The following is a 23,568-nucleotide window of genomic DNA, read 5'->3' as shown; positions in this document are numbered from 1 at the left end:
GCCTGCACCAAAACAGGCCAGTGCAAGCGACATCTCGGTCCGTGCCACTAAAGCCGCTACGGACAACGACCACCGTGTTTACGATAACAAAGGCGCTGGCAGCTGCGCCGGTGAGCGTCAGCGCAAGCAAGCCGCGAAGGCGCGGTGTTGCCAGATATATGCGGATGCCACGCGTCAGACGGCTGCGAAACGGGAGTTCCTTGCTTGGTTTGCGCACGGGTAGGGCAGTACCGAGGATTAACAGGGCGGAGAAGAGAAAACCGATGACCGTGCCACCAAAGAGCCAATGATAGTTGATGATCAACAAAAGGACCCCAGCAAAGGCGGGGCTGATCAGGTTTTCGATGTCATAGGCAAGCCGCGACAGCGATAGCGCGCGCGAATAGTCGTCCTCATCGGGCAGCACATCGGGAATTGTTGCCTGAAACGTCGGTGTGAAGGTTGCCGAGGCGGCCTGCAGCAGGAAGATCGCAACATAGACTTGCCAGACCTCAGTGATGAAGGGGAGTGAGAGGGCAACGGTAGCGCGCGCCAGATCAGCGGTAATCAGAATGGGACGACGGGGCAGGTTTGCCACCAACGCCACTGCTACTGGGGAAAGGCCGACATAGGCCACCATTTTGATTGTGTAGGCGATCCCGAGAACAGCACCGGCGGTGGCACCGGCCAGATCGAAAGCCAAGAGGCCAAGTGCCACGGTCAACAGCCCTGTGCCGAGGAGCGCGACGACTTGCGCTGCAAAAAGGCGGCCAAAGACCTGATGTTTTAAAAGGGCCCACATGTACCAAGGCTAGCCCAGCCAAAGGGTTGGCGTAAATGACGGCTTTTCATGTCCAGATGTGCATGGTAGGGCGCAGCCATCATTTCACCGGGCCAATCCGTCCGTCAAAACCAAGAGGCTTCACATGGCTATTCAGCGTACTTTTTCTATCATCAAACCCGACGCGACAAAGCGTAATCTGACAGGCCAGATCGTGGCCAAGTTCGAAGAAGCAGGTCTGCGCATCGTGGCCTCCAAGCGTATCCAGCTGACGTTGGCACAGGCGCAGCAGTTTTATGGCGTACACTCCGAGCGCCCGTTCTTTGACGAATTGTGTGAATTCATGATCTCTGAGCCGATTGTTGTGCAGGTGCTGGAAGGCGAAGACGCGATTGCGAAGAACCGTGAAGTCATGGGGGCAACAAACCCCGAAGACGCCGCACCCGGCACGATCCGTAAGGAATTTGCGCTGTCCATCGGTGAAAACTCAGTCCACGGATCCGACGCGCCGGAGACAGCCGCAGAAGAGATCGCGTTCTTCTTCTCAGGGCTTGAGCTGGTCGGTTAAGCGATACGCCGGGGCAGGCCCCGGCCTACGTAGGTCGGGGCCTGCCCCGACCTATGCATATGCAATTTGAGCCGTCTGCACCGTTTTGGCGTGGGCGGCTTTTTTGTTAAGATTGCGCTCTAACGCACGGTAATTGCGGATATTTGCGTTGTAGATGACATCGAAGATATCCCCGACCACCGGGACCATACCGACAAAGAAGTCGAGCACTGTGTTTAGCGTCATATAGGCCAGCGTGCCGGGCGATGCGCCCAGTTTACGCGCCTCGTTGATCAGCCAAAGCGATGGCAGGGCTGTTAGTGCATCACCTATGACAGGGACAAGACCCACGATGTTATCCAGACCCACAGAAATATTGGTGCGGGGGACGTAGAAAAGGGCGTCCATGCGCCACGCGACGTTGCGCAGCCGTGCGAGTTCTAAATCAATGTTTTGCTCTATGTTCATACCATTAACATAGCGGGGTAATGTGTCAATGTAAAGGGTATTCACTTTTGTGGTGCTTCGATTACGCCAATCTGGTTCAGAAACCGTTCCAGTTCGGAGCGATTTTCGTCAAAACTACTTGCTTTGATCTTGTCAAAGCTTCTGCGCAGGGCCTTCTTTTCTTCGCCCTTGCAGTCGTTCCAAGGGCGACCTTGAAGCGCCATGTGCAGCACGTAGTAGCCGATGAAATGAGGTTTAGAGCCGCCTTCGAGCAGTTTCGCATAGGCGGCATCAGCGCCAAGCGCGCGTAGCTCTTCGGCGGTGCTTATCCCCACGGATTTCAACGATGCCTCAAACGCGGGGCCGATGTTTTTGATGGATGTCAGCTCTGCCATATCCCGATTTTACGGGAACGCAGAAAAAAGGCCAGTGAGGTCAGTGGCGGATCTGGGAGGGCGACCCTACGGCAGCGGCCTCACTGGCCAATAGACGTCTTGTAACCCTTAGATACTCGCAAAATCAGTATAAACGGGTGTCTGCGGTTTGGTCTGCGCTTGCGGTGCCGGCGTCGCAGGTTTTGGCGCTGCAGGGGCAGGTGGGGTATTGGGTTTTGCTGTGGCCATTTGTCTGGTCCTTTAGCTTGCTCGTGACTTTACACTACTGAACGTAGCGCCAATCTGACGAGAGGGGTGTGCCCTCAACATGCTTGTGACGTGACAAAAATGTGACCAATGGGTCGGGTTTTACGATTTACCGCGCCGGGGTGCAGCATTCCCACCTTTACCTAAACCCTTACGAGGCTTAGATTTTCCGCCCGGTGGGACGAACCGTTTAGAGGTGTCTTTGGCGTTACCGGCAGGCTTTCCACCCGGCTTGCCACCGCCACCGCTGCGCGGTTTTGTGTCAGAGTTGTAACCTGATTTACCCTTACCGGCAGGTTTTTTCCCATCGGATTTGCCCTTGTGCGGCGGCTTGCCACGCTTTTCAGTCAGCGCTTCGCCATGGTCACGGCGGGCTGGTTTATGGCGCGGCTTACGGCCTTTATAGTCATCGGCGGCACCGGGAATGGGTTGGATTGCCGCGACATCTTTCTGCTGCGATGGCGGCGGGGCAGCCTGATCGCGCGGTGCGTGGCGCTTGGGCTTGTCGCCGTAGTCCCGTTTCGGTTTGCCGCTTTGTTTGGGCCTATCATCATAGTCGCGCTTGGTCTTGCGCGGCCCGCGTTCGCCCAGTTGCGGCGCGCCGTCGAGCGCTTTTAACGTGCCTTGGTTTTCCAGCTTCATGTCGCTGCCAACGGATTTCAGAAAACCGGGGACCGCAGGGGCAGAGATTTCGATGAAGGTCTCATTAGGTTGAATGCGGATCGCGCCGATTTCGTTCTTCGTGATCCCACCCGCCTTACAGATCATAGGGAGCAGCCAGCGCGCCTCGGCCTTACCTTCGCGGCCAATGTCGACACTGAACCATTTGGAGGGGCCAAAGGATTTCGCCTCGCGCGGCTTGCGTTCTTTGGCGGCAGAGCCGTCTTTGTATTCTGAGATGAACTCGGGGGCGGATTGCTTGCCCGCATAAAGCCGCAGATAGGCCGCGGCTATTTTTTCTGCGTCGTGTTGTTCCAACAGACGCTTAGCGAAGGCGTGTTCGTCTTCGGTGAAGTCGGCGGACCATACTTCGTCGGTCAGCAGGCGTTCTTCGTCCTTGGCGCTGACGTCCTCGGCTGTGGGTGGTGTCGCCCAAGTGGCCGTTAGCTTGCCCCATTTGAGCAGGTTTTCACCGCGCCGTTTCATCTTTGCAGGCACAATCATGGCCGAGATGCCCTTGCGCCCGGCACGACCGGTACGGCCTGAGCGGTGCAGCAGCGTTTCGGCATTGGTGGGCAGTTCGGCGTGGATCACCAGTTCGAGGTTGGGCAGGTCAATGCCGCGTGCGGCCACATCTGTTGCCACACAAACCTTGGCACGCCCGTCGCGCATGGCTTGCAACGCGTTGGAGCGTTCTGATTGGGTGAGTTCGCCGGACAGAGCCACAACGGAGAACCCCCGGTTCGACAGCCGCGTCGTCAAACGTGTCACCATCGCGCGGGTGTTGGCGAAAACGATAGCGTTGGGGGCGTCGTAATAGCGTAAGACATTGATGATGGCGGCGTCGATGTCGTGGTTGGCGACAGACAACGCGCGGTATTCGATATCGCTGTGTTGTTTTTCTTTGGTGGCCGTGGCGATGCGCACAGCGTCGCGCTGGTATGATTTTGCCAGGGTAGCGATCATTGGCGGCACGGTAGCCGAGAACATCAAGGTGCGGCGTGTCGCTGGTGCTTCGCCAAGGATGAATTCGAGGTCTTCGCGGAACCCCAGATCAAGCATTTCATCTGCTTCATCCAGCACCACGGCTTTGATATCAGACAGATCAATCGTGCCGCGCATGATATGGTCGCGCAGACGGCCCGGTGTGGCCACAACGATATGCGCGCCACGTTCAAGGCTGCGCCGTTCATCGCGGAAATCCATGCCCCCGACACAAGAAGCAAGTGTGGCGCCAGCACCAGCATAGAGCCACTGCAACTCGCGCTTGACCTGCAAGGCCAGCTCACGCGTGGGCGCGATGATCAGTGCGTGGGGGCGACCTGCGGGGCCAAATGTGCCGTCTTCGGCCAGGATCGTCGGGCCAATCGCCAGACCAAAGCCCACGGTTTTACCAGATCCGGTTTGCGCAGATACCAACAAGTCCTGACCGACAAGTGCCTCATCAGTGACAGCCTCTTGCACGGGTGTCAGGTCAGTATAGCCTTGTTTGGCAAGGGCATCGGCGAGGGTCGTGATCATGGGTCAGGGCTTTCTGGCGGCGTCAGACCTGCGCCCTACGCCTGTGATTGGTGTTTGTATAGGGGCAATCACGCAAAACGGTTGCCGGGACGCCGGGTCATGTGTCGATGTTATCATTAGGAAGCGACGTCATTCCGGAGAACGGTGGCAGCCAGTCCTCGCGGCGCTCGGTCCAGATTTCATAGGTGGGCACAAATTGGTTGGGCGCATCAAAAGCGCCCAGATGCAATTCGATCTCGACACCACTCTCGGCAAAGACGGACGCCCCGCATTTGGGGCAGAAATGCCGCCCGTCATAATGGCGGGTTTTTCCGGTGATGGTGACGGCGTCGCGTTGAAAGATCGCGGCAGCAAAGAAAACAGCACCATGGTGTTTGCGGCAATCCATACAGTGACAGATACCGACACGGAGAGGTTTGCCGCGGGCAACAAAGCGGATCGCACCACAAAGGCATCCGCCGATATGCTTTGTCATGGCAGGCCTCCCTCAGTTTGCAGTGTTACGCACAAACCAGTCGTCAATGCGCGCCTTGAGCGCCGCCCAGATGGCTGGTGCGCCTTTTTGTACTTTGACGCCGACCCGTGTCTGCAGCTGCTCAGCAGTCACATTGTACTCTGGCCAGGTCCCGCCGTCTGTTTCAAGGTTTGAAACCACGGGCTGCACCCTGTCGATGGATTTGGCGAAGATGGCGTCGTTACTCTGCGCCGCTTCGAATTCATCCCAAAGCGCGCGGAAGGCCTGCGCTTGATCGGGGGGCAGCAGGCCAAAGATGCGGTCGGCGGCGGCTTGTTCAATCGCCTCCATCTTGGCGGGGTCATGGCCCCCGTGGATCGGGTTGTCGCCTGCGTCAATTTCCACGATGTCATGGATCAACAGCATCTTGATCACCCGGTCGATGTTGATGGGTCGATTGGCATGTTCGGCCAACACCATCGCATAAAGGGCGATGTGCCAGCTATGTTCGCCCGAATTCTCGCGCCGCGATCCATCGCAAAGTGTTGTGCCGCGCACAACGGACTTAAGTTTGTCAGCCTCGGTCAGGAAGGCGAGTTGCGCGTCGATCCGCGTCACTACACTTGCCATCAGCCGCGGGAGGGTTTTTTAGGGGAGATGTTTGGCTTGTCGTCGCTGTCGGCATCGTCTGTCTGCAAGAATTCATCGAGCGTGCTAAGCACGTCTGCGAATGCGGCGTCTTCTTCGCTTTGTGGTTCCGGCTCTGGTGCGGGTTCTTCCGTGCTATCTGGCATTGCGATGGCGTCTTCTGCGGCGTCAGTTGTGATCATCCGCGATTTGACCTTGGCAGGCTTGCCTGCACGTGTGGCCAAAAGTTCGCGCGCGCGGGCTTCGGCGCGGCGCACGCGTACGGCTGTCAGGAACGCCTCTTGCAGCGTTTGCGAAGACGACCCAAGGATTTCGCCAATCGTGTCGACGATGTTTTGATCACCAGAGGCTGCGGCGTCTGCCAGCGCGAGATCAGCCAATTCACCTGCAACGCGTTCGACGTAACTATCAGCCATGGTTCACTACCGCGTGTTCTCTGTCAGGCGGCGGCGCACGTAGGTGCGTACGGTGTCGATCATGGGGTCCATGTGTGGGTCTTCAAAGAAATGACCAGCACCTTCCATTTCATCGTGTGTGATCGTGATGCCTTTTTGCTCGTGTAATTTGTTTACAAGGCTGACTGTATCGGCAGGAGGCGCCACGCGGTCGTTGGAACCGTTGATGATCAGACCAGAGGACGGGCAGGGTGCCAGAAAGCTGAAGTCATACATATTCGCCGGTGGGCTGACTGAGATAAAGCCAGTGATTTCCGGACGCCGCATCAAAAGCTGCATCCCGATCCACGCGCCAAAAGAGAAACCAGCAACCCAGCAGTGTTTGGCGTTATTGTTCATTGATTGCAGGTAATCGAGTGCAGAGGCTGCATCTGACAGCTCCCCCACGCCTTGGTCATATTCGCCCTGTGAACGCCCGACACCACGGAAGTTGAACCGCAGTACGGTGAAACCCATGTTGTAAAATGCGTAGTGCAGGTTGTAGACGACCCGATTATTCATGGTCCCGCCAAATTGCGGATGTGGGTGCAGTACGATGGCAATTGGCGCGTCCCGGTCCTTTTGTGGGTGGTAGCGCCCTTCAAGGCGACCTTCGGGTCCGGGAAAGATGACTTCAGGCATGCGTATTTCCGTTACTGCTGTTGGTGGCTGTCGCATTCTTGACGAAAACGCTTGGACACCTTAGAAAGATTCTAAACTAGGGCTGAGCCCTGAATTGTGATGGTCACGGTGAAGTAATGATGCAGCACCGTGCAGTCAATGAAATTGCACCAGTGTGCGGGGGGACGCCGATGAAATTAAGCACCAAGGGCCGCTATGCGATGGTTGCTTTGGCTGATCTGGCCCTGCAAGAGGGCGACGCGCTGGTCAATTTGACGGAGATTTCCAAACGTCAGGATGTCTCGTTGCCCTACCTTGAGCAGCTTTTTGTAAAACTGCGTCGTGCAGGGCTGGTCGATTCTGTGCGTGGCCCGGGCGGTGGTTATCGCTTGGCACGTCCTGCCTCGGATATTCGCGTGGCCGAGATCTTGGGTGCAGTGGATGAGACCGTTTCGGCGATGCACAAAGGGGCAGGGGCATCTGGTGCCGCCTCGGGGTCGCGTGCCCAGTCGATGACGAACCGTTTGTGGGAAGGGCTAAGCGCGCATGTTTATGTGTTTCTGCATCAGGCCCGGCTGTCTGACGTCGTGAGCAATGAATTGGCCCCGTGCCCTGCGGTGCCTGCCTTGTTCGAAGTGGTTGATGAAACCTCTTAATGGAGCTTTGCCCTCGCCTTCAGCTCCCCGGAGGTATTTTGGAACATGAGAAGATATGAGAGCCTATCTGGATCATAATGCGACCACGCCTTTGCGGGCAGAAGCCCGTGCTGTGATGATTGCGGCGATGGATGTCGTGGGCAATCCATCTTCTGTGCATGCGGAGGGTCGCGCGGCGAAGGGCATTGTTGAGACGGCGCGGGCGCAGATTGCGGATGCTGTGGGGGCCTCTGGTGCGGATGTTGTGTTTACCTCTGGTGCGACTGAGGCTGCGGCACTAGCTTTGGCTGGCCGTGCGTTGAAGGCGGCCCCGATTGAACATGATGCGGTGCATGCATGGATTGAGCCGTCTTTGACTGTGGTTGATGGCGCTGTGGAGGTTGATGATCCCGCTGCGTCGACCATGCAACTGGCGAATTCCGAGACAGGCATCGTGCAAGACCTGCCGCAGGGTTTGGCGGTAAGTGATATCACACAAGGGTTTGGCAAGGTTCCCTTCGCTTTTTCATGGTCCGGGGTGGGGATGGTGTTTTTATCGGCCCATAAGTTTGGCGGGCCCAAAGGTGTTGGTGCGCTGATCTTTCCGCAGGGTACTGATGTTTTGGCGCAGATCAAAGGTGGTGGGCAGGAAATGGGCCGCCGTTCTGGCACCGAAAACGTGGTTGCGATTGCTGGTATGGGTGCGGCCGCCGTGGCGGCTCAGGCCGATTTGGCGGCGGGGAAATGGGACCGGGTTGCTAAACTTAGAAATATTCTAGAAACAGCCATTGAGGACGCCGAAAAGAGTACTATTTTTATCAGGAAAGGGTTTGATCGCCTGCCGAACACCAGCTGTTTCTCCTCGCCGGGGTGGAAGGGTGAGACACAGGTGATGGCGATGGATCTGGCTGGTTTTGCTGTCTCTGCAGGCTCTGCCTGTTCCAGCGGCAAGGTGAAAACCAGCCGGGTGTTGCAGACACTGGGACTGAACGATGAGGTGGCATCAAGCGCGATCCGCGTGTCACTGGGCATCGACACGACAGAAGATGAGGTCATGCGTTTTGTGCAGGCCTGGAGCGAAAAAAGAGCGCGGCGCAGGGCCGCTTGAGAGGATAGAAAAGATGACAGCTTTGGATACCGTTGAGGTCAAAGAAGGCGTTGATCAGGAGACCGTGGATGCGGTCAAGGAACTCTCGGGCAATTACAAATACGGCTGGGAAACCGAGATTGAAATGGAGTACGCGCCAAAGGGCGTGAACACCGATATCGTCAAGCTGATTTCCAGCAAGAACAAAGAGCCGCAATGGATGACAGATTGGCGTCTGTCAGCCTTTGAACGCTGGGAAAAGATTGAAGAGCCGACATGGGCGATGGTCAACTACCCTGACATCGATTTTCAGGATATCTATTACTACGCTCGCCCCAAGAGCATGGAAGAAAAGCCAAAGTCCTTGGATGATGTGGACCCGAAACTGCTGGCGACCTACGCCAAGCTGGGTATCCCATTGAAAGAGCAGGCTATTTTGGCCGGTGTCGAAGGTGCCGAGGACATGCCCGCAGAAGGCCGTAAGGTTGCTGTTGATGCTGTGTTTGATAGTGTGTCGGTCGGGACAACCTTTCAGGCCGAGCTGAAGAAAGCTGGCGTGATCTTCTGCTCTATCTCTGAGGCGATTGAGAACCACCCTGAACTGGTAAAAAAATACCTTGGTACGGTCGTCCCGCCATCTGACAATTTCTATGCGACGCTGAACTCGGCCGTCTTTTCGGATGGGTCCTTCGTCTACATTCCACCGGGCGTGCGCTGCCCGATGGAGCTGTCTACCTATTTCCGCATCAATGCCGAGAATACGGGGCAGTTTGAGCGGACGCTGATCATTGCTGATAAGGGATCATACGTGTCCTACCTCGAAGGCTGCACGGCGCCCAAGCGCGATACGGCGCAACTGCACGCGGCTGTGGTTGAGATTATCGTCGAGGAAGACGCCGAGGTAAAATACTCCACCGTGCAGAACTGGTACCCCGGTGATGAGGATGGCAACGGCGGCATCTATAATTTTGTGACCAAGCGTGCCGATTGCCGTGGTGACCGGTCCAAGGTGATGTGGACGCAGGTCGAAACCGGCTCTGCCGTCACATGGAAATACCCAAGCTGTATCCTGCGCGGCGACGACAGCCAGGGGGAATTCTATTCCATCGCGATTGCCAACAACATGCAGCAGGCCGACACCGGCACAAAGATGGTGCATCTGGGCAAGAACACGAAGTCGCGGATTGTGTCCAAGGGGATTTCTGCGGGTAAGGCGCAGAACACCTATCGCGGGCTTGTGTCGATGCATCCCAAGGCGAAAGCTTCGCGGAACTATACCCAGTGCGACAGCCTGCTGATTGGTGATAAATGCGGGGCACATACGGTGCCTTACATCGAGGTCAAGAATAACTCGTCCCGAGTGGAGCATGAGGCAACGACATCCAAGGTTGATGATGATCAACTCTTCTATTGCCGCTCACGCGGGATGGACGAGGAGGAGGCGGTCGCGCTGGTCGTAAACGGGTTCTGTAAGGAAGTGCTGCAAGCGCTGCCGATGGAATTCGCTATGGAAGCGCAGGCGTTGGTTGCTATTTCGCTGGAAGGCTCTGTTGGCTGACCATGCCAGTGTTTTACCAAGATATTTGTCGCGTCTCTGTCACGTCGCGGCCCCTTTCTTGCCCTAGTTCGATGCAATTAAGCATTGGACAAGCAATTTATGGGATCTTGAAGCATGGGGATGGCAAAGCAGGATATCAACGACTTTCGTGCGCGGGTGAAGAATATCAACAATCCGCGCAACAACTCGTATTACGATCCCGATCTGGGGATGCATATTCCCAAGCGCGTGCCGCGCAACAAGCTCAGAAAGCAGAAGGTCCAACACGGCGAGGACGCTTTTGTCGGCGCATTCGTCGTTGCGTTGGTGCTGGGCGCCGTCGCGCTGGTTTGCGCCCAAGTGGTGCGCATCCGGTACTTCGGCCTGCCCGACGGCAGCAATCTGGTGATGTTTCTCGATCTGTTCATGGCATTTTGGGCCATGCTTGTGATTTCGGCCTTGCTGAAAAAGCGCACCATGTTCGACAAGGTCGGTCAAATTGTGGGGATCGCTGCCATGCTGGTGGCCGGGCACAACCTGATCTGGCGCTGGCCCGAGCAGATGGCCTATATTTACACCGCAGAGCATGTAGAACAGGTGCTGGAAGTGACGACGCAGCACTCAATCGTGTATCGCGGGACCATTTACGGCCTCTAACCTTTCACTCAATTCGCGACAATTGCCCCGGCGGGACACCCCGCTCTGGGGCTTTTTGCGTTGTCGCCGACACTTATCTTTAGGAGAAACTTATGCTGGAAATCAAAGGCCTAGAGGTCAAACTGGAAGAGGAAGACAAGCAAATCCTGAAGGGCGTCGATTTGTCGATTGAACCCGGAAAGGTGCATGCGATCATGGGGCCGAATGGGTCGGGGAAATCAACCCTGTCTTATGTCCTGTCCGGTAAGGATGGTTATGAGGTGACGGCCGGGTCAGCAGCACTCGAAGGCGCAGATTTGCTTGACATGGAACCGGAAGAGCGGGCCGCCGCTGGCCTGTTTCTGGCCTTTCAATACCCTGTTGAAATCCCCGGTGTTGGCAACATGACCTTCTTGCGCACCGCTGTGAATGCGCAGCGCAAAGAACGCGGGGAAGAGGAATTAAGCGCTGCTGATTTTCTTAAAGAGGTGCGCGCCAAGGCAAAAAGCCTGAAGATTGACGCAGAGATGCTTAAGCGTCCGGTCAACGTTGGCTTTTCGGGTGGTGAGAAAAAGCGCAATGAAATCCTGCAGATGGCGATGCTTGAGCCGAAGATGTGCATTCTGGATGAAACGGATTCGGGCCTTGATGTCGATGCCATGAAATTGGTGTCGGAAGGCGTGAACGCGCTACGGTCCGAGGGCCGGTCTTTCCTTGTGATCACGCACTATCAACGCCTGCTCGATCACATCAAACCGGACATTGTGCATATCATGGCTGACGGGCGTATCGTGAAATCTGGCGGTCCTGAACTGGCGCTGGAAGTGGAAAACAACGGATATGCCGACATTCTGGCGGAGGTCGCCTGATGGCGCTGGCACAGTTGAAAATAGACACCACAGAGGCGCGATTGGCCGATGTGGAGGTCCCGCAAGGGGCGGCTTGGGGCAATGCGGCGCGCGCCGATGCGATGGCGCGGCTGCGCCAGATGGGCCTGCCCACCAAGCGCGATGAGTATTGGAAATATACCGACCCAACGTCGCTTACCGCGGTTGCTGCGCCAGAGGCGGCGTTGTTTCACAATGATGAAGTGCCGCTTTTTAATGCAGTGGACCGTGTGAAAATTGTTTTTGTCGATGGTGTTTTCGATGCCGATGCGTCTGACGATCTGACCGCAGAAGGTGTTGAAATCGAACGATTGGCCGATGCGATGGACACGGACATTCACTGGGCGAAAGACCTTTACGGTGTTCTGGAAGCGCGCGGACAAAAACCGGTTGAGCGTCCTTTGGCGGCTCTCAATACCGCGTTGGCCACCGATGGTGTGGTGATCCGCGTCACAGGCAAGGCCAGCAAGCCGGTCAATTTTGTCTACCTGCACAAGAACACGGCGTCTGATGCTGTCTTGCATAATCTGGTGAAGGTTGAGGCCGGGGCAGAATTCACTTTATTGGAGACAGGTCCAGCCGCCGCGCGGTTTTCGAAGCAGTTGGAGGTTGAGGTCGCCGAAGGTGGCACTTTCCACCATGTGCGTTCGCAGGGGCGAGATCATGAACGTCGCGCTGTAACGCATTGTTTTGCAAGGATTGCGTCTAACTCAACCTTCAAGTCTTTCACATTGACATTCAACGGCGTGCTGACGCGCAATGAATGCGTGCTCGAGATTGTCGGCGATGAGGCGACAGCCCATGTTGCCGGGGTTTGCGTTGGCGATGGTACCGATTTCCACCATGACGACACGGTTTTCATCACCCATGACGCAGTGAATTGCGAAAGCCGACAGGTGTTCAAAAAAGTGCTGCGCAACGGCGCGACGGGTGTGTTTCAAGGCAAGATCTTGGTCAAGGAAGGCGCGCAAAAGACCGATGGCTATCAGATCAGCCAATCGCTTTTGCTTGATGACGACAGCGTTTTCCTGGCCAAACCAGAGCTTGAAATCTACGCCGATGATGTTGCTTGTTCGCATGGGTCCACATCCGGCGCGATTGATGAAACGGCACTGTTTTATTTGCGCTCGCGCGGTGTGTCGCATGATGATGCACGTAATTTGTTGACGCTGTCATTTCTGGCGGAGGCATTGGAAGAGATTGCGGACGAAGGATTGGCAGAAGAACTGCGGGACCGGCTGGAAGGCTGGCTGTCGCGGCATCGCTAATGCCCGTCACCAACGATATAGTGCGGACCTGGCGTAGGCCACGTGCGGTGATGCGCGACCTTCTGGGGCAGGGGCGACGCGAGGATCGCGCAATTGTCTATTTGATGGTCAGTTGCTTTCTGATCTTCGTGGCGCAATGGCCGCGTCTGCGCCGTGTGGCCGATGGGTATGAACCGTCGCCTTGGCCCGCAGATATGAACTTTGAAGGGATGATGACATATACGTTCTTTAGCGCGGTCATCATCCTGCCCCTGTTTATGTATGGCGTTGCAGCCCTGTCGCATTTGATTGCCAAGGTCTTGGGCGGTAAGGGAAGTTGGTTTGGAGCAAGGCTTGCGCTGTTTTGGACGCTGTTGGCGACCTCACCGTTGTTTTTGTTCTATGGGTTAGTGCGTGGCCTGATCGGGCCGGGATCTCAGGCCGCACTTGTCGGCGTGATCGGGGCGCTTGTGTTTCTTTTGATATGGGTTCAAACCTTGCGCGAGGCTGAAAGCAGACCATGACTATTGATTTTCAAACATGGATGCGCGCCGTCTGGACCAGCATCATGGAGCCGTCAGACAGCGCGCGCAAAGTCATCAACATGGATGTCCCGCGCGATGCGTTGTGGACGGCATTGGCGCTTGTCGCTGTGTTGAATGTCATCCTTGTGGTACTTTTGCAGTTGATATCGCCTATTCCGGTGGCGTTTGAGGACCGCGCCATCGCGTTTTCGCCCTTTGGGTTTACTGTCATCATGGGGACGTTTCTTGTGCTGTTCGTTTTTGGGACGTTCTATGCAGGAAAAATGCTGGGCGGGGTTGGTACGCTGACCGCCAGCCTGGCTATTGTTGTCTGGTTTCAATCCGTTAGCCTTACGCTGGAAGCAATCCAACTCGTCTTGATGTTGATCAGCCCGGCGATTGCATCGATTTTCGGTCTGTTGTCTTTTGGCGCGCTGATCTGGTGTTTTCTGAATTTTGTTAACATCCTGCATGCGTTCAATAATTTGGGCAAAGCCTTTGTCGCAATCCTTCTCGCTTTCGTCGGCACAGCCATTATCGCTGGCATTGTCGCCACCATCCTTGGCGTTGTCCCAACGGAGGGTCTGGCATGAGTTTCGATATCGCAAAAATTCGCAGTGACTTCCCGATCTTGTCACGCGAGGTGAATGGCAAGCCATTGACCTACCTCGACAATGGGGCATCGGCCCAGAAACCACAGGTGGTGATTGATGCAGTCACCCGTGGCTATGCAGAGGAATACGCCAATGTGCATCGCGGTTTACACTACCTCAGCAATCTCTCGACCGAACGCTATGAAGGCGTGCGCGGGATCATTGCGCGCTTTCTGAATGCGCCGTCCGAGGATGAGATCATCATCAATTCCGGCACAACCGAGGGCATCAATATGGTGGCCTATGGGTGGGCCATGCCGCGCATGGAGGCAGGCGATGAAATCGTCCTGTCGATCATGGAGCATCACGCCAATATCGTCCCATGGCATTTTCTGCGCGAACGCATGGGTGTCGTGATCAAATGGGTCGATGTGGATGCCAACGGTGATCTGGACCCGCAAAAGGTGATTGATGCGATTGGGCCGAAGACCAAGCTCGTTGGGGTCACGCATATGTCGAACGTGCTGGGCACTGTGGTCGATGTAAAAGCGATCACGGCAGGTGCCCATGCCAAAGGCGTTCCTGTATTGGTTGATGGCAGCCAGTCTGCCGTACATATGCCGGTCGATGTGGCCGATATTGGTTGCGATTTCTACGCTATCACCGGACACAAACTTTACGGCCCGTCCGGCTCTGGCGCGATCTATGTGCGCAAGGAACGGATGGCCGAGATGCGCCCCTTCATGGGCGGTGGCGATATGATCCGTGACGTCAGCCGCGATGCGGTGACATGGAACGATCCGCCAATGAAGTTTGAGGCAGGCACACCGGGGATTGTGCAGACCATCGGCCTAGGCGTGGCGCTGGAATACATGATGGACATTGGCATGGACCAGATTGCGCAGCATGAACAGGGCTTGCGTGACTATGCACGTGACCGGCTGGATGGGTTGAACTGGCTCAGCGTGCAGGGGCAGTCGGCCACGAAGGGTGCGATTTTCTCATTCACACTGGAAGGGGCGGCACATGCCCACGACATCTCGACCGTGCTTGATAAAAAGGGTGTCGCTGTGCGCGCTGGCACCCATTGTGCAATGCCCTTGATGGAACATATGGGCGTCGGGGCTACCTGCCGTGCATCTTTTGGGGTGTATAACACTACTGATGAGGTTGACGTGCTGATCGACGCATTGGAGCTCTGCCACGATTTGTTCGCATGAGGGTGCTGGTGGGCTTCGGATTACTGGCGCTGGCAGCCTGCGCAGAGGTCGCTATTGAGACGTCGAAAGCCCCGATTTTGGTGACGGGCTCGTCGTCGCCTATTGAACCTCAATGCATCAAGGATAGCGAATTTGCGATTGGCGGCGTGCCGATTGGTGCGTCGGAACAAGACGTGATTGACGTTCTGGGCGCACCGGACATGCGGCAGACGGGTCAGAGTTTGATGCTTGACTACGTCGATTTGCGTCTGACCTATCCGGGTTTGGATATCTTGGTGTTCCAAGACCGCGTTGTGGATATCACGGTCAAAGATCCCCGCTTAACCACGCCGTCCGGTCTGCGCCTTGGCATGACTGAGGCAGAACTTTTTGACGTATTTGGTGCAGCTGCGCGGCCAAACCCCCGGTGGTCGACGTCTGAAAAGACAGTTTACGACATCTATTTTTGCAATGGCGGAGAATTGTTTGATCTTGGCTCCTCGTTTCATATCGAGGTCGGGCCAGATGGTACGGTGAACAAATTGCGCATTGGAAGCGATACGCCTTAGGACGTTTCAAAGCTAGTCTGGTTGATTGCCCGTTGCAGCGCGTCAAGGCCCGGTTTATAGGGAATAAACGCACCCGTAGCTCAGCTGGATAGAGCGCCGCCCTCCGAAGGCGGAGGCCAGAGGTTCGAATCCTCTCGGGTGCGCCATTTATATCTATAAATCAGTATCTTATGCATCAAAGCGATTTTGGGACCAGTGCTTACGCGCTGCTTATGTGATCGCCTCACTGCCCAAATGGTCATCATGGTGACGTCCCACGGATTTCGGTCGCCGTACGGTCGCGCGCAATCACCATGAAAGTTATCTCCTGCGGAGAGTAAGAAGATGTCTTCATCAAAAGTTCAGGAAAGACTGACACAGAACTGGTCCTATATTTCTCCGACCAGGGTTACTCGATCCGTTCAAGCGGAATAACCGGTTCCTCAATTTCAAACTCTTCAGGCAGGGGATTTTCAGAGTTACCAGGCAGGTCCGCACTAGGGCCAAAGGTCCGGGTCGGAAGCGCCAGATCGTAAACAAAAGGAATGCCGTTTCCTGAATCGGGTCGCTCTACCAATGCAGTGTCGGCAGTTTCACTCCGGGTACATCTGACGAAATTATGGATTCTTGCACTTGCATCGACTTCTTCCGCGTCGGGATGGCCCACATATTTCTGATCGTATCTGACAGCCCCGGCACCATGAGATTCTAACCCGTCCTTACCAACGGCCATACCGAATGCGACATACCATCCGGCGTAATATTCATCTTGGCCGACATGCGTGGTACTGGACCAGTAATACCCATAGTCTGTGGTTCCGCCTTCATTGATCATCTCTGCGAAGCTGAACATCGGATCGATTGCGGGGAAATATCCTGAATAATCCACAAGAATCTGGAGTTCTTTAATGCCAGGCAGCCGCCAATCATCGTAACCGGCTGTGTCAGCAGATTCGCAGTAGGCGAGGGCATCTTCCCAGTCCATCCCATTGCTGTCCGCCTGTTGCCACATCAGCCCAGAGGCAAGATCGGATACAGTTCCATCACCGTTATCCTCAAGTCGATTAATGCCGTATTCGTCTCCCCTGACACATTTGGCGTATTTTGCACGCTCACCGGCAGACCAGGCAGGATAAGCCTTGATGTGGCCCGATATGAAATTCACGCCAAACGCGATATCGTCACGATTGACCAGTGCGTTGCTGCCAGCCAAGTAGTAGTTGTTTGACCAATATTGCTCTGACTTATCAGGCGTATCGCTTGTAAGAATAAAATTTTCAAGATCGGCGTACGGCCAGCCTGTCTCGAATTTATCAATTGAAAATAGTTCCTTGATGTTTGGCAGACGCCAATCGTCATACCCAGCGTGCATGCTGTTTTCACAATATTCAACCGCGCCATCCAAGGGTAGCTTTCCGCTGTTGATACCTTGCTCCCACATTAAGCGCGTGACGTTATCCGTTATGGTGCCGTCACCATTGTCGGTGAATGACATTGGATTTGTTGAGTATTGAGCATCTTGTCCAAAAAATGCATCGCCTTCCTCTGGGCAGGCGATCTCATCTGTATTCGAATAGCATCTGGTCTGTCCCGAGTCGGGAATGTCAAAGGTGCTTTGAACGTCACCAGAAATCTGTGCAAGCCGAAGTTGAAGAGTTTCAACTTGTGTCTGCGCTTCAGCCTGCGCTGATAAGGGCACAAGAGCGCACAAGAACATCGACAGAGCACACAGTGCCGGAAAGTGAATTCGCAGTTTCGATTCAATCATTTCCAATCCCTTCCTCAATGCACGTGAGATGGTTTGGTTTGAGCGACCGCTCCGGTCGATGGCGTCGCCGCAAGTGCTGCCACACACGTCATCAACTATTTGCCCGAAGCGCTGTTTGGGTGTTCTACGTGACTGCGCAAAGTTTCCGTCGGCTGTTTCAAAGACCTTCATCAAGTCTGTCGCAGACGCCGGCCAGTATGCGCCTGTTCCTGAAAAGCCGACATTGGCGCATCATGCAGCACCCGCAAGTCTGGGCTTAGACCGGAAATCTGAAGGTTTCTGTCAGGTTTTCACGGCAAAACGGTGGGCCAAAGCCTGCAACGCGGACATGTGCTGCCGTTCGTGCTAAGGTTACGGCATCAAAGGAAGAGAACCTATGTCTCAATTCCGCTACATTGTCTCAGATGTCGATCAGGCAGTGTCTTTTTACTGCGAACAGCTGGGGTTTGAACTGATCGAACAATATGGACCAGCGATGGCCATCGTAAGAAGGGGAGACCTTGATCTTTGGTTGGCTGGCCCACTAGCGTCTGCCGCTAAACCAATGCCGGATGGTACTAAACCCGAACCGGGTGGCTGGAATCGATGTGTTCTCGTCGTTGATAATCTCGATGGACTGGTTGCATCGCTGCGAACAGAAGGAAAAACATTCCGCAACGAGGTCACTGAGGGCCCGGGCGGCAAGCAAATACTCTGCGAAGATCCATCAGGAAATGTATTGGAGCTGTTTGAGCCATCTTAGCTCATCTGCCGGAAGCACAACAGGCAGCAGACACTTCGGGCCCAAACCTGGCTTAAGCTGCATGCGGCCGCGACGACCTCTGGGCGGGACAAAGTTGTCGTCGTGCCGTCGCCTACAAACGTCTGTTGACGTGGCAATTGAACTTTTATGTGCAACAGGCGGTCGCATCTTGCGTTGCGGTCACCGCGTCGCAACATGAAGATTTTTGTGGTGAAGGAATAGCAGTGCCGCAACAGCCACCTTGATCTTCCACATCTCGTTTGCGTCGTACTGCTGGCTTACAAACCGCACGAACATCGCCAAGAGATAACGCAACCGTCTCATCCGAAACTTCCGGTCCATGCAAAGACATGAGGACCAGCTGTTCATTATTGTGGCCAAACTCGACCATGAGGGGTGTGTTTCTCAACTCAGGCAGAGCGGACAGGCTTTTCTGAATGATGTTTGTGAACTTGCCCACGGTCATATGCGTCGACCCTGGCCCATCAAGGAGTTGCAACTTTGCGTCCTCCCAAGTCTCGATACTTCCTCCACAATCGATCCCTTTTGATATCGAGTGCCGTAGCTCTGTGACATGATATCCCGCCCCAATTTCGCCATCGGCAGTTATAAAAACCAAGGGCTTAATCGGGTCTTGGCTCTGCAGGCGCTTCAGCAACTCATCAAAGGTAATCATTTCGAAACCTTTCATTTCAACGATTCTTGAAATATTATACGAACAACACTATTTATTTCAAGAGGTGTTGAAATATGATCGAAGCAGAAGCCGCTATATTGTTTGGAGCCCTCGCGAATGCAGATCGACTAAAAGTTATCCGGACTTTAGTCGAAGCGGGGCCAGATGGCATGAACGCTGGAGAAATTGCGCAAAGGATCGGAGCAAGCCCGTCGCGTGCATCGTTTCACTTGGCGGCGTTGGCCGAAGCTAAGCTTGTTATTAAGGAACGGCGATCACGCAGTCTCATCTATCGCGTAAACTTCCCGCGTGTTGGAGGATTGGTTTCGTTCTTGTTAGAGGACTGTTGCAACGGAAGCCCTAGCCTCAAAAAGTGCTGCAATTTATGATCGGGGTTACGGCGAAATCTAATTTCACTGACGTAACGCGGACATTCGCGCAATGTGCAGCATTGGTCAGATTGGGTTCCAACCGATCATCTGAAAGATTCAGTCAAGATCATGCGGCGCTGATCTGCCCTCAATGTCGGCGGTATGGGACGAAGCCCGCTTTTGCTGCGGCTGCGCCAATGGCGGCTTTGTTGTAACTTGCCTTTTTGCCCCTCATGATGCTCTTACGTTAGCTTAGCATGATCCAATCGGAGTATTAAACGCAGTATGGGTAATAATTACCCTGAATGGGCATCCGCAGCCGCGGAGTTTCTCTCGAGAAATTTGCCTAGAGCTATGGACCGTCCTGGCTGGAACGATATGGCTTCAACGGCGTATCAGATAGGTTGCATGAGCTTGGTCAAGTTAGGCTTTGCGGACACAACTGAGTGGGGCGCAATACCAAAGGACCACCCAGAGCGGCCAGAAACGCTGCCGCGATGGGACGATATCTGCATTTCTGTTCTTTGGCTGGCGGCACAACAGAACAAGCTGTCATACAGGTTGCAGGATGGAAGTGTCCTACCACGTCGTATTGGTAATGGGTTTGTGATGGTAAGGAAGGACGCTCCACCACCAGCTACGCCCAATATTGCTGCGCGTTTCGGATTGGGTCCTGCGCTAGCCCAATCTGAAGTTGAAAGACTACTCGATCAACTAGGTCTAGTCGCAGATGGTGCGTGGACCAAGGAAGCCGTTTTCGTCTTATGGCGAACGTCACCCAAGAGTTGGGCTTTAGATTATACGAGCGATAAGCGTTTTCTGGATTCAGTTCAAAAGGCGGTCGCCTCTGTGCCTGATGAGTTTGCCTCCGAGATATCAAAGCTGATTGTTATCACCGATGATGACATCGATGCGCTCATAAACCGGCATGCGGAGATGATCGACCAAGCCCGCGAAAAGTACGGGCCAAAGGCGCGTCTAGGCGAGATCCCATCACATGAACAAGCCCAGCGATCGCTGGAGTTCTCACGGAGAAACGAATTGGATTGGTTGTTTTTCCGCCGCTGGAGAATTGATGATGGATGGCTTTCGGATAAAGAGGCAAGCCGCGCTATTGAGATCTTTCACGACCGACTCGCGATTTCGATGCGCAAGGCGGTGCTTCGGCGATTACACCCGACAAAACCAAGCTTCTTCGAATGAAGTTGCAATTCGACTCGGGCGGGGACTTCGATCTCATGTCATGTTAGCCGTCGTTCAAGCAAGCCGCAGCATCATGCAAAATGGGCGCGCTGCCGACATCTGACGGTTTTGGTCGGATGACTGGTGCCAGCCCGAACCGGACATTGGGTTTTGCGGCGGTTTGGCCGATCAGCCGGACTTTTCGACCATCCATTAACTCTAATTGAATGGCAGCTTCCGAGAAAGCATTGGGGTAATCGTGTTTCGATACGCATGTCGATGTCCTGTCAACAAAATCTCAGGACGATGCCACGTTATCGGCTATGACATTTAGTTCTAACTCGCTAAGTTATTGCAAAGACTATGTAGGATCAGCCAGTGATGCCTGAAAAGACCAATGACATATCGCCGAGCATACCGCGCCGCACGCTGTTGGCTGCGATGTGCAGTGCCTGTGTCGCTGGTGGAGCGGTCTATTTGGCCACCGTCGGTCAAGTCACCGCACCCGAGACGCAAATCTTTCGCTTTGTCAGAGGCGTCAGCCTTGCCACAGGTGAGGAGCAACGTTTGCGGGCATATCTTCTGAATGCGCTGCGCGATGACCGGATGCGTGTGGTTATTGTCGGGCATAGTGGCACCTCTGGTGACGCGACCGCAAATCAGCAACTCAGCGAGGCGCGGGCGATGTTTGCCGCAGATATCGCGACAGATATTGGCATTGATCCGGCGCGCGTTGATTTTGCAGGCGTTGGGGGCTTTGCACCGCTGGCGCGGTCCGAAGGGGTGGCCGAACGCGCCTGGCAAGCGGAGCTTGCGCGGGTGGAAATTACGATACAGGTGCGTCGTTGAAGCCTGTGCGGTTCCCTTGGGTGGTTGCAACGATTGTGGCTGTTTTGGCTGTGATTTTTGGCATCTTCATGCGCCTGCCGTTGCCATTTGACGGATTTGCAGCGGTTGCGGCAGCGCTGATTGCGGGCACGTTGACCTTATCATTAACCATGATGGCCCCGGCTGGTTGGATCTGGACCGACGCGGAGCGGTTACGCCATGCCTTCGCGCAGCGGCACAAGATGTCAGAGCTTAGAAGCGAAAATGTGCTTGATGCGATGACCTCTGCACATGCGCGCGCAGACCGATTGCGCAATGGCGCTGCATTGTTTGCGGCTCCCTTGGATCGACGCACGAGAGACATGGCCGACCGGCTGGACGACATTGCACGTGATTTGTTTTATCATCCTGATGCGCTTGATGTGCATCGGCAGGCTTTAGTGCGGTCTGAACTGATAGAAGAGGCGGTGCTCAGCCATGCCAGCCTGCGCAAACGTGGGCAGGACGACATAAACGCCCCACAGATTGCGCAAAGCAGGGACAGGGTAGATGCGGCGTTGAGCGCACTTGAAGACGCCTTTGATCATAACGAAAATCGGCTTGCAGACCGGTTGGTGCGGCAGGTGGATGTCTCCTCTGCGACCGCAGAAATGCTACTGAAACGACGCAGTGCTTAAGTCTTGAAAGGATCACTCATGCTTGGAAGAGCTTTATCAATTGCCATTTTGACTGTGCTCGGGCTGCCTGTTGCGGTGCAGGCGAACCCCGGTGATCCTTTGGTTCAAACCGTCACCTCCGATGTGCGGGAGTGCCGGTCCGGCTGGAACGCGGACATGCCTTTGATCGCATGGGGCGCTGATGGTGTGGTTGCATGGGCAAATGGTGCGTCGCTGTCGCCCAATGGCGGGTTGCTGGGCGATGCCGGTCTGTCGCTTGCATTGCAGGTTGAGGACAACTTTGAGGCACAGTTAGAAGCCTATCTCGCGTGCGAAACACCTTATCTGCGCGGTACGCTTGGGATGCTGGCCGCAGCCGCGCCAGTGACCGAGGATGATCCACGCACCGAACAGATCGTGATTTACAAGCATTCGTTTTCCGCTGGTGACGGCATCGTTGGTGGCGAAGGCGTTCGCCAGATCGGTGATCTCGCTGGTCAGCGTATCGCGATCCAAGCCAACGGTCCGCATGTTGATTTCGTCGGACGTATTCTGGCAGACGGCGGCTTGAGCTTTGAGGACGTCGAAATTGTCTGGACCGCTGATCTGACCGGCGACGGGGATACGCCCTCGGCTGCTTTGGCCGATGGGCGCGCAGATGCCGCGGCCGTCATCCTGCCTGATGCCCGTTTCCTGACCTCAGACGGCACGGTGGGTACCGGTGCAGAAGGGTCTGTGCGCGGTGCATCCATCCTGATTTCCACCCAAGAGGCTGCTTCGGTCATCGGTGATTATATCGCGGTGCGCGCAGATTACTTTGACGCCAATCGCGATCAGATCGCTGAAATGGTGAACATCCTCTTCCGCGCCGAAGAGGAAATGCGCGGCTTTATGGCCAACGAAGGCGACCCGCGCCGCGCGCAAATGGCGGCACTGATGGCGCAAGAGTTCTTGGGCGGTCTGCCCGATGAGGAAGGTGTCTTTCTGTGGCAGGATGCGATCACCGATGGTTGGTCAGGCAATGCGCAGCACTTTGCAGACCCCAATGAGGCGCGTCGCTTTGATGTCTTGCTGGAAGAGGTCAACATCGCCTTGCGCGGGGCGGGCCGTATCAATGCACCGGCCCGGTTGGCAACCGCCGGTTGGGATTATACCGCGCTGACAGACGGGTTGAGCAATCTGGATGCACGCCAGATTGCAGCCTTCGATCCAGAGGCTGCCGCCGCTGCGGTGCGCACCTTGCGGCGGACAGGTCAGTTGGACGCAAACACCCGGATCGACTTTGAGGTGTTCTTTGCACCGGATTCGACTGAATTCCCAGTCGCTCTTTATGAGGCTGACTTTCAGGAAATTCTGCGATTGGCCTCAACCTACTCGGGCGCGATCATCACTGTGGAAGGGCATTCCGACCCGCTTTACTTTTTGCAGCGAGAGCAGGACGGGGCCGATAACACCGAGTTGCGCGCAATCCGCACATCGGCGCAAAACCTGTCGCTTGACCGGGCGATCGCCGTTGTTGATGCACTCAATAGTTATGCAGGCGACACAGATCTACGGATGAACCGCGACCAGTTCACGGTGGACGGTGTTGGCATCACCAGCCCGCGCCATGACCCGCCCCAGACCGAAGCGCAGTGGCGTGAAAACATGCGCGTTGTTTTCCGTGTTCTGACCGTACAAGCGGAGGCCACAACCTTCGCGCCACTCCAGTAGGGGGCT

Annotated in this window: 26 protein-coding genes, 1 tRNA gene and 1 pseudogene; 18 read left to right on the top strand and 10 right to left on the bottom strand. The window is 55.3% G+C overall.

All coding sequences use genetic code 11. The features are described from left to right. Window positions 1-106 precede the first annotated feature (106 nt). A pseudogene (locus tag BC777_RS19735) lies at window positions 107-781 on the bottom strand (MFS transporter); the annotation flags it as partial. 124 nt (window positions 782-905) lie between these two features. On the opposite strand from BC777_RS19735, the gene ndk reads away from it, so the two are divergent. Continuing rightward, window positions 906-1,328, top strand: coding sequence for a nucleoside-diphosphate kinase (gene ndk, locus BC777_RS04230; protein ID WP_100366886.1), 423 nt, complete (start codon window positions 906-908; stop codon window positions 1,326-1,328). Window positions 1,329-1,379: 51 nt separating this feature from the next. On the opposite strand, the gene BC777_RS04225 is transcribed toward ndk, so the two are convergent. The 7 genes from BC777_RS04225 to BC777_RS04195 all read right to left on the bottom strand — a co-directional run bounded on the left by BC777_RS04225 (window position 1,380) and on the right by BC777_RS04195 (window position 6,754). Next, a complete protein-coding gene (locus tag BC777_RS04225) occupies window positions 1,380-1,775 on the bottom strand; it encodes a DUF4112 domain-containing protein (protein ID WP_100367993.1) in 396 nt (131 codons plus the stop codon). A 41-nt stretch (window positions 1,776-1,816) separates the two neighbouring features. Beyond that, on the bottom strand, window positions 1,817-2,149 hold the full coding sequence (locus BC777_RS04220; protein WP_100366885.1) for a TfoX/Sxy family protein: 333 nt from the start codon (window positions 2,147-2,149) through the stop codon (window positions 1,817-1,819). Between the two features lie 348 nt (window positions 2,150-2,497). Next, window positions 2,498-4,576: a DEAD/DEAH box helicase gene (locus tag BC777_RS04215; protein ID WP_100366884.1), complete on the bottom strand. Its 2,079-nt coding sequence runs from the start codon at window positions 4,574-4,576 to the stop codon at window positions 2,498-2,500. 97 nt (window positions 4,577-4,673) lie between these two features. Then, on the bottom strand, window positions 4,674-5,051 hold the full coding sequence (locus tag BC777_RS04210; RefSeq protein WP_100366883.1) for a GFA family protein: 378 nt from the start codon (window positions 5,049-5,051) through the stop codon (window positions 4,674-4,676). Window positions 5,052-5,063: 12 nt separating this feature from the next. Beyond that, window positions 5,064-5,660, bottom strand: a complete 597-nt coding sequence (locus BC777_RS04205; protein WP_100366882.1) for an HD domain-containing protein — start codon at window positions 5,658-5,660, stop codon at window positions 5,064-5,066. Beyond that, window positions 5,660-6,094: a hypothetical protein gene (locus BC777_RS19635; protein WP_311135466.1), complete on the bottom strand. Its 435-nt coding sequence runs from the start codon at window positions 6,092-6,094 to the stop codon at window positions 5,660-5,662. Before BC777_RS19635 ends, BC777_RS04205 begins: the two co-directional genes overlap by 1 nt. 6 nt (window positions 6,095-6,100) lie before the next feature. After that, window positions 6,101-6,754 carry an alpha/beta hydrolase gene (locus BC777_RS04195; RefSeq protein WP_008236002.1) on the bottom strand — a complete coding sequence of 218 codons (654 nt, stop codon included), beginning with the start codon at window positions 6,752-6,754 and terminating at the stop codon, window positions 6,101-6,103. A 170-nt stretch (window positions 6,755-6,924) separates the two neighbouring features. Here BC777_RS04195 and iscR point away from each other — a divergent pair, with 170 nt between their 5' ends. The 11 genes from iscR (at window position 6,925) to BC777_RS04140 (ending at window position 15,793) form a co-directional block, all read left to right on the top strand. Continuing rightward, window positions 6,925-7,389 (top strand): Fe-S cluster assembly transcriptional regulator IscR, encoded by a 465-nt coding sequence (gene iscR / locus BC777_RS04190; RefSeq protein WP_100366881.1) that lies wholly within the window; start codon window positions 6,925-6,927, stop codon window positions 7,387-7,389. A gap of 55 nt (window positions 7,390-7,444) precedes the next feature. After that, entirely contained in the window at window positions 7,445-8,476 is a 1,032-nt protein-coding gene (locus BC777_RS04185; protein WP_100366880.1) for a cysteine desulfurase family protein, read from the top strand. Window positions 8,477-8,489: 13 nt separating this feature from the next. Beyond that, window positions 8,490-10,013 carry a Fe-S cluster assembly protein SufB gene (sufB, locus tag BC777_RS04180; protein ID WP_100366879.1) on the top strand — a complete coding sequence of 508 codons (1,524 nt, stop codon included), beginning with the start codon at window positions 8,490-8,492 and terminating at the stop codon, window positions 10,011-10,013. Window positions 10,014-10,127: 114 nt separating this feature from the next. Next, complete coding sequence (locus BC777_RS04175; protein ID WP_100366878.1) at window positions 10,128-10,649, top strand: hypothetical protein; 522 nt, start codon at window positions 10,128-10,130, stop codon at window positions 10,647-10,649. 92 nt (window positions 10,650-10,741) lie between these two features. Beyond that, the gene (sufC, locus tag BC777_RS04170) at window positions 10,742-11,497 is read left to right on the top strand and encodes a Fe-S cluster assembly ATPase SufC (protein ID WP_100366877.1); all 756 of its coding nucleotides are present in this window, start codon (window positions 10,742-10,744) and stop codon (window positions 11,495-11,497) included. Beyond that, entirely contained in the window at window positions 11,497-12,783 is a 1,287-nt protein-coding gene (locus BC777_RS04165) for a SufB/SufD family protein (RefSeq protein WP_100366876.1), read from the top strand. Before sufC ends, BC777_RS04165 begins: the two co-directional genes overlap by 1 nt. Next, window positions 12,783-13,286, top strand: a complete 504-nt coding sequence (locus BC777_RS04160) for a YIP1 family protein (protein ID WP_100366875.1) — start codon at window positions 12,783-12,785, stop codon at window positions 13,284-13,286. Before BC777_RS04165 ends, BC777_RS04160 begins: the two co-directional genes overlap by 1 nt. Then, window positions 13,283-13,879 (top strand): YIP1 family protein, encoded by a 597-nt coding sequence (locus tag BC777_RS04155; protein WP_100366874.1) that lies wholly within the window; start codon window positions 13,283-13,285, stop codon window positions 13,877-13,879. The genes BC777_RS04160 and BC777_RS04155 overlap by 4 nt, the downstream gene beginning before the upstream one ends. Next, window positions 13,876-15,099 carry a cysteine desulfurase gene (locus BC777_RS04150; RefSeq protein ID WP_100366873.1) on the top strand — a complete coding sequence of 408 codons (1,224 nt, stop codon included), beginning with the start codon at window positions 13,876-13,878 and terminating at the stop codon, window positions 15,097-15,099. The genes BC777_RS04155 and BC777_RS04150 overlap by 4 nt, the downstream gene beginning before the upstream one ends. An 8-nt stretch (window positions 15,100-15,107) precedes the next feature. Beyond that, complete coding sequence (locus tag BC777_RS04145; protein ID WP_168769071.1) at window positions 15,108-15,647, top strand: hypothetical protein; 540 nt, start codon at window positions 15,108-15,110, stop codon at window positions 15,645-15,647. A 69-nt stretch (window positions 15,648-15,716) separates the two neighbouring features. Next, window positions 15,717-15,793: transfer RNA gene (locus BC777_RS04140), tRNA-Arg, on the top strand. A 242-nt stretch (window positions 15,794-16,035) separates the two neighbouring features. Here BC777_RS04140 and BC777_RS04135 read toward each other — a convergent pair. Then, complete coding sequence (locus tag BC777_RS04135) at window positions 16,036-17,565, bottom strand: Lcl C-terminal domain-containing protein (protein ID WP_100366871.1); 1,530 nt, start codon at window positions 17,563-17,565, stop codon at window positions 16,036-16,038. A gap of 205 nt (window positions 17,566-17,770) precedes the next feature. Here BC777_RS04135 and BC777_RS04130 point away from each other — a divergent pair, with 205 nt between their 5' ends. Next, a complete protein-coding gene (locus BC777_RS04130; RefSeq protein ID WP_100366870.1) occupies window positions 17,771-18,136 on the top strand; it encodes a VOC family protein in 366 nt (121 codons plus the stop codon). Between the two features lie 145 nt (window positions 18,137-18,281). On the opposite strand, the gene BC777_RS04125 is transcribed toward BC777_RS04130, so the two are convergent. Next, window positions 18,282-18,827 (bottom strand): DUF6428 family protein, encoded by a 546-nt coding sequence (locus tag BC777_RS04125; RefSeq protein ID WP_100366869.1) that lies wholly within the window; start codon window positions 18,825-18,827, stop codon window positions 18,282-18,284. A gap of 59 nt (window positions 18,828-18,886) precedes the next feature. Between BC777_RS04125 and BC777_RS04120 the strand changes: the two genes are divergently transcribed. The 5 genes from BC777_RS04120 to BC777_RS04100 all read left to right on the top strand — a co-directional run bounded on the left by BC777_RS04120 (window position 18,887) and on the right by BC777_RS04100 (window position 23,562). After that, complete coding sequence (locus BC777_RS04120; protein WP_100366868.1) at window positions 18,887-19,201, top strand: ArsR/SmtB family transcription factor; 315 nt, start codon at window positions 18,887-18,889, stop codon at window positions 19,199-19,201. Between the two features lie 390 nt (window positions 19,202-19,591). Beyond that, window positions 19,592-20,386 (top strand): hypothetical protein, encoded by a 795-nt coding sequence (locus BC777_RS04115; RefSeq protein ID WP_211095323.1) that lies wholly within the window; start codon window positions 19,592-19,594, stop codon window positions 20,384-20,386. 360 nt (window positions 20,387-20,746) lie between these two features. Next, window positions 20,747-21,214, top strand: a complete 468-nt coding sequence (locus tag BC777_RS04110; RefSeq protein ID WP_100366866.1) for an OmpA family protein — start codon at window positions 20,747-20,749, stop codon at window positions 21,212-21,214. Further along, entirely contained in the window at window positions 21,211-21,870 is a 660-nt protein-coding gene (locus BC777_RS04105; protein ID WP_100366865.1) for a hypothetical protein, read from the top strand. The genes BC777_RS04110 and BC777_RS04105 overlap by 4 nt, the downstream gene beginning before the upstream one ends. Window positions 21,871-21,888: 18 nt before the next feature. Then, window positions 21,889-23,562: an ABC transporter substrate-binding protein gene (locus BC777_RS04100; RefSeq protein ID WP_100366864.1), complete on the top strand. Its 1,674-nt coding sequence runs from the start codon at window positions 21,889-21,891 to the stop codon at window positions 23,560-23,562. Window positions 23,563-23,568 lie beyond the last annotated feature (6 nt).

Source organism: Yoonia maricola, from assembly GCF_002797915.1.
Classification (GTDB): Bacteria; Pseudomonadota; Alphaproteobacteria; order Rhodobacterales; family Rhodobacteraceae; genus Yoonia; species Yoonia maricola.
This window is presented reverse-complemented; position numbering and strand designations above follow the sequence as displayed.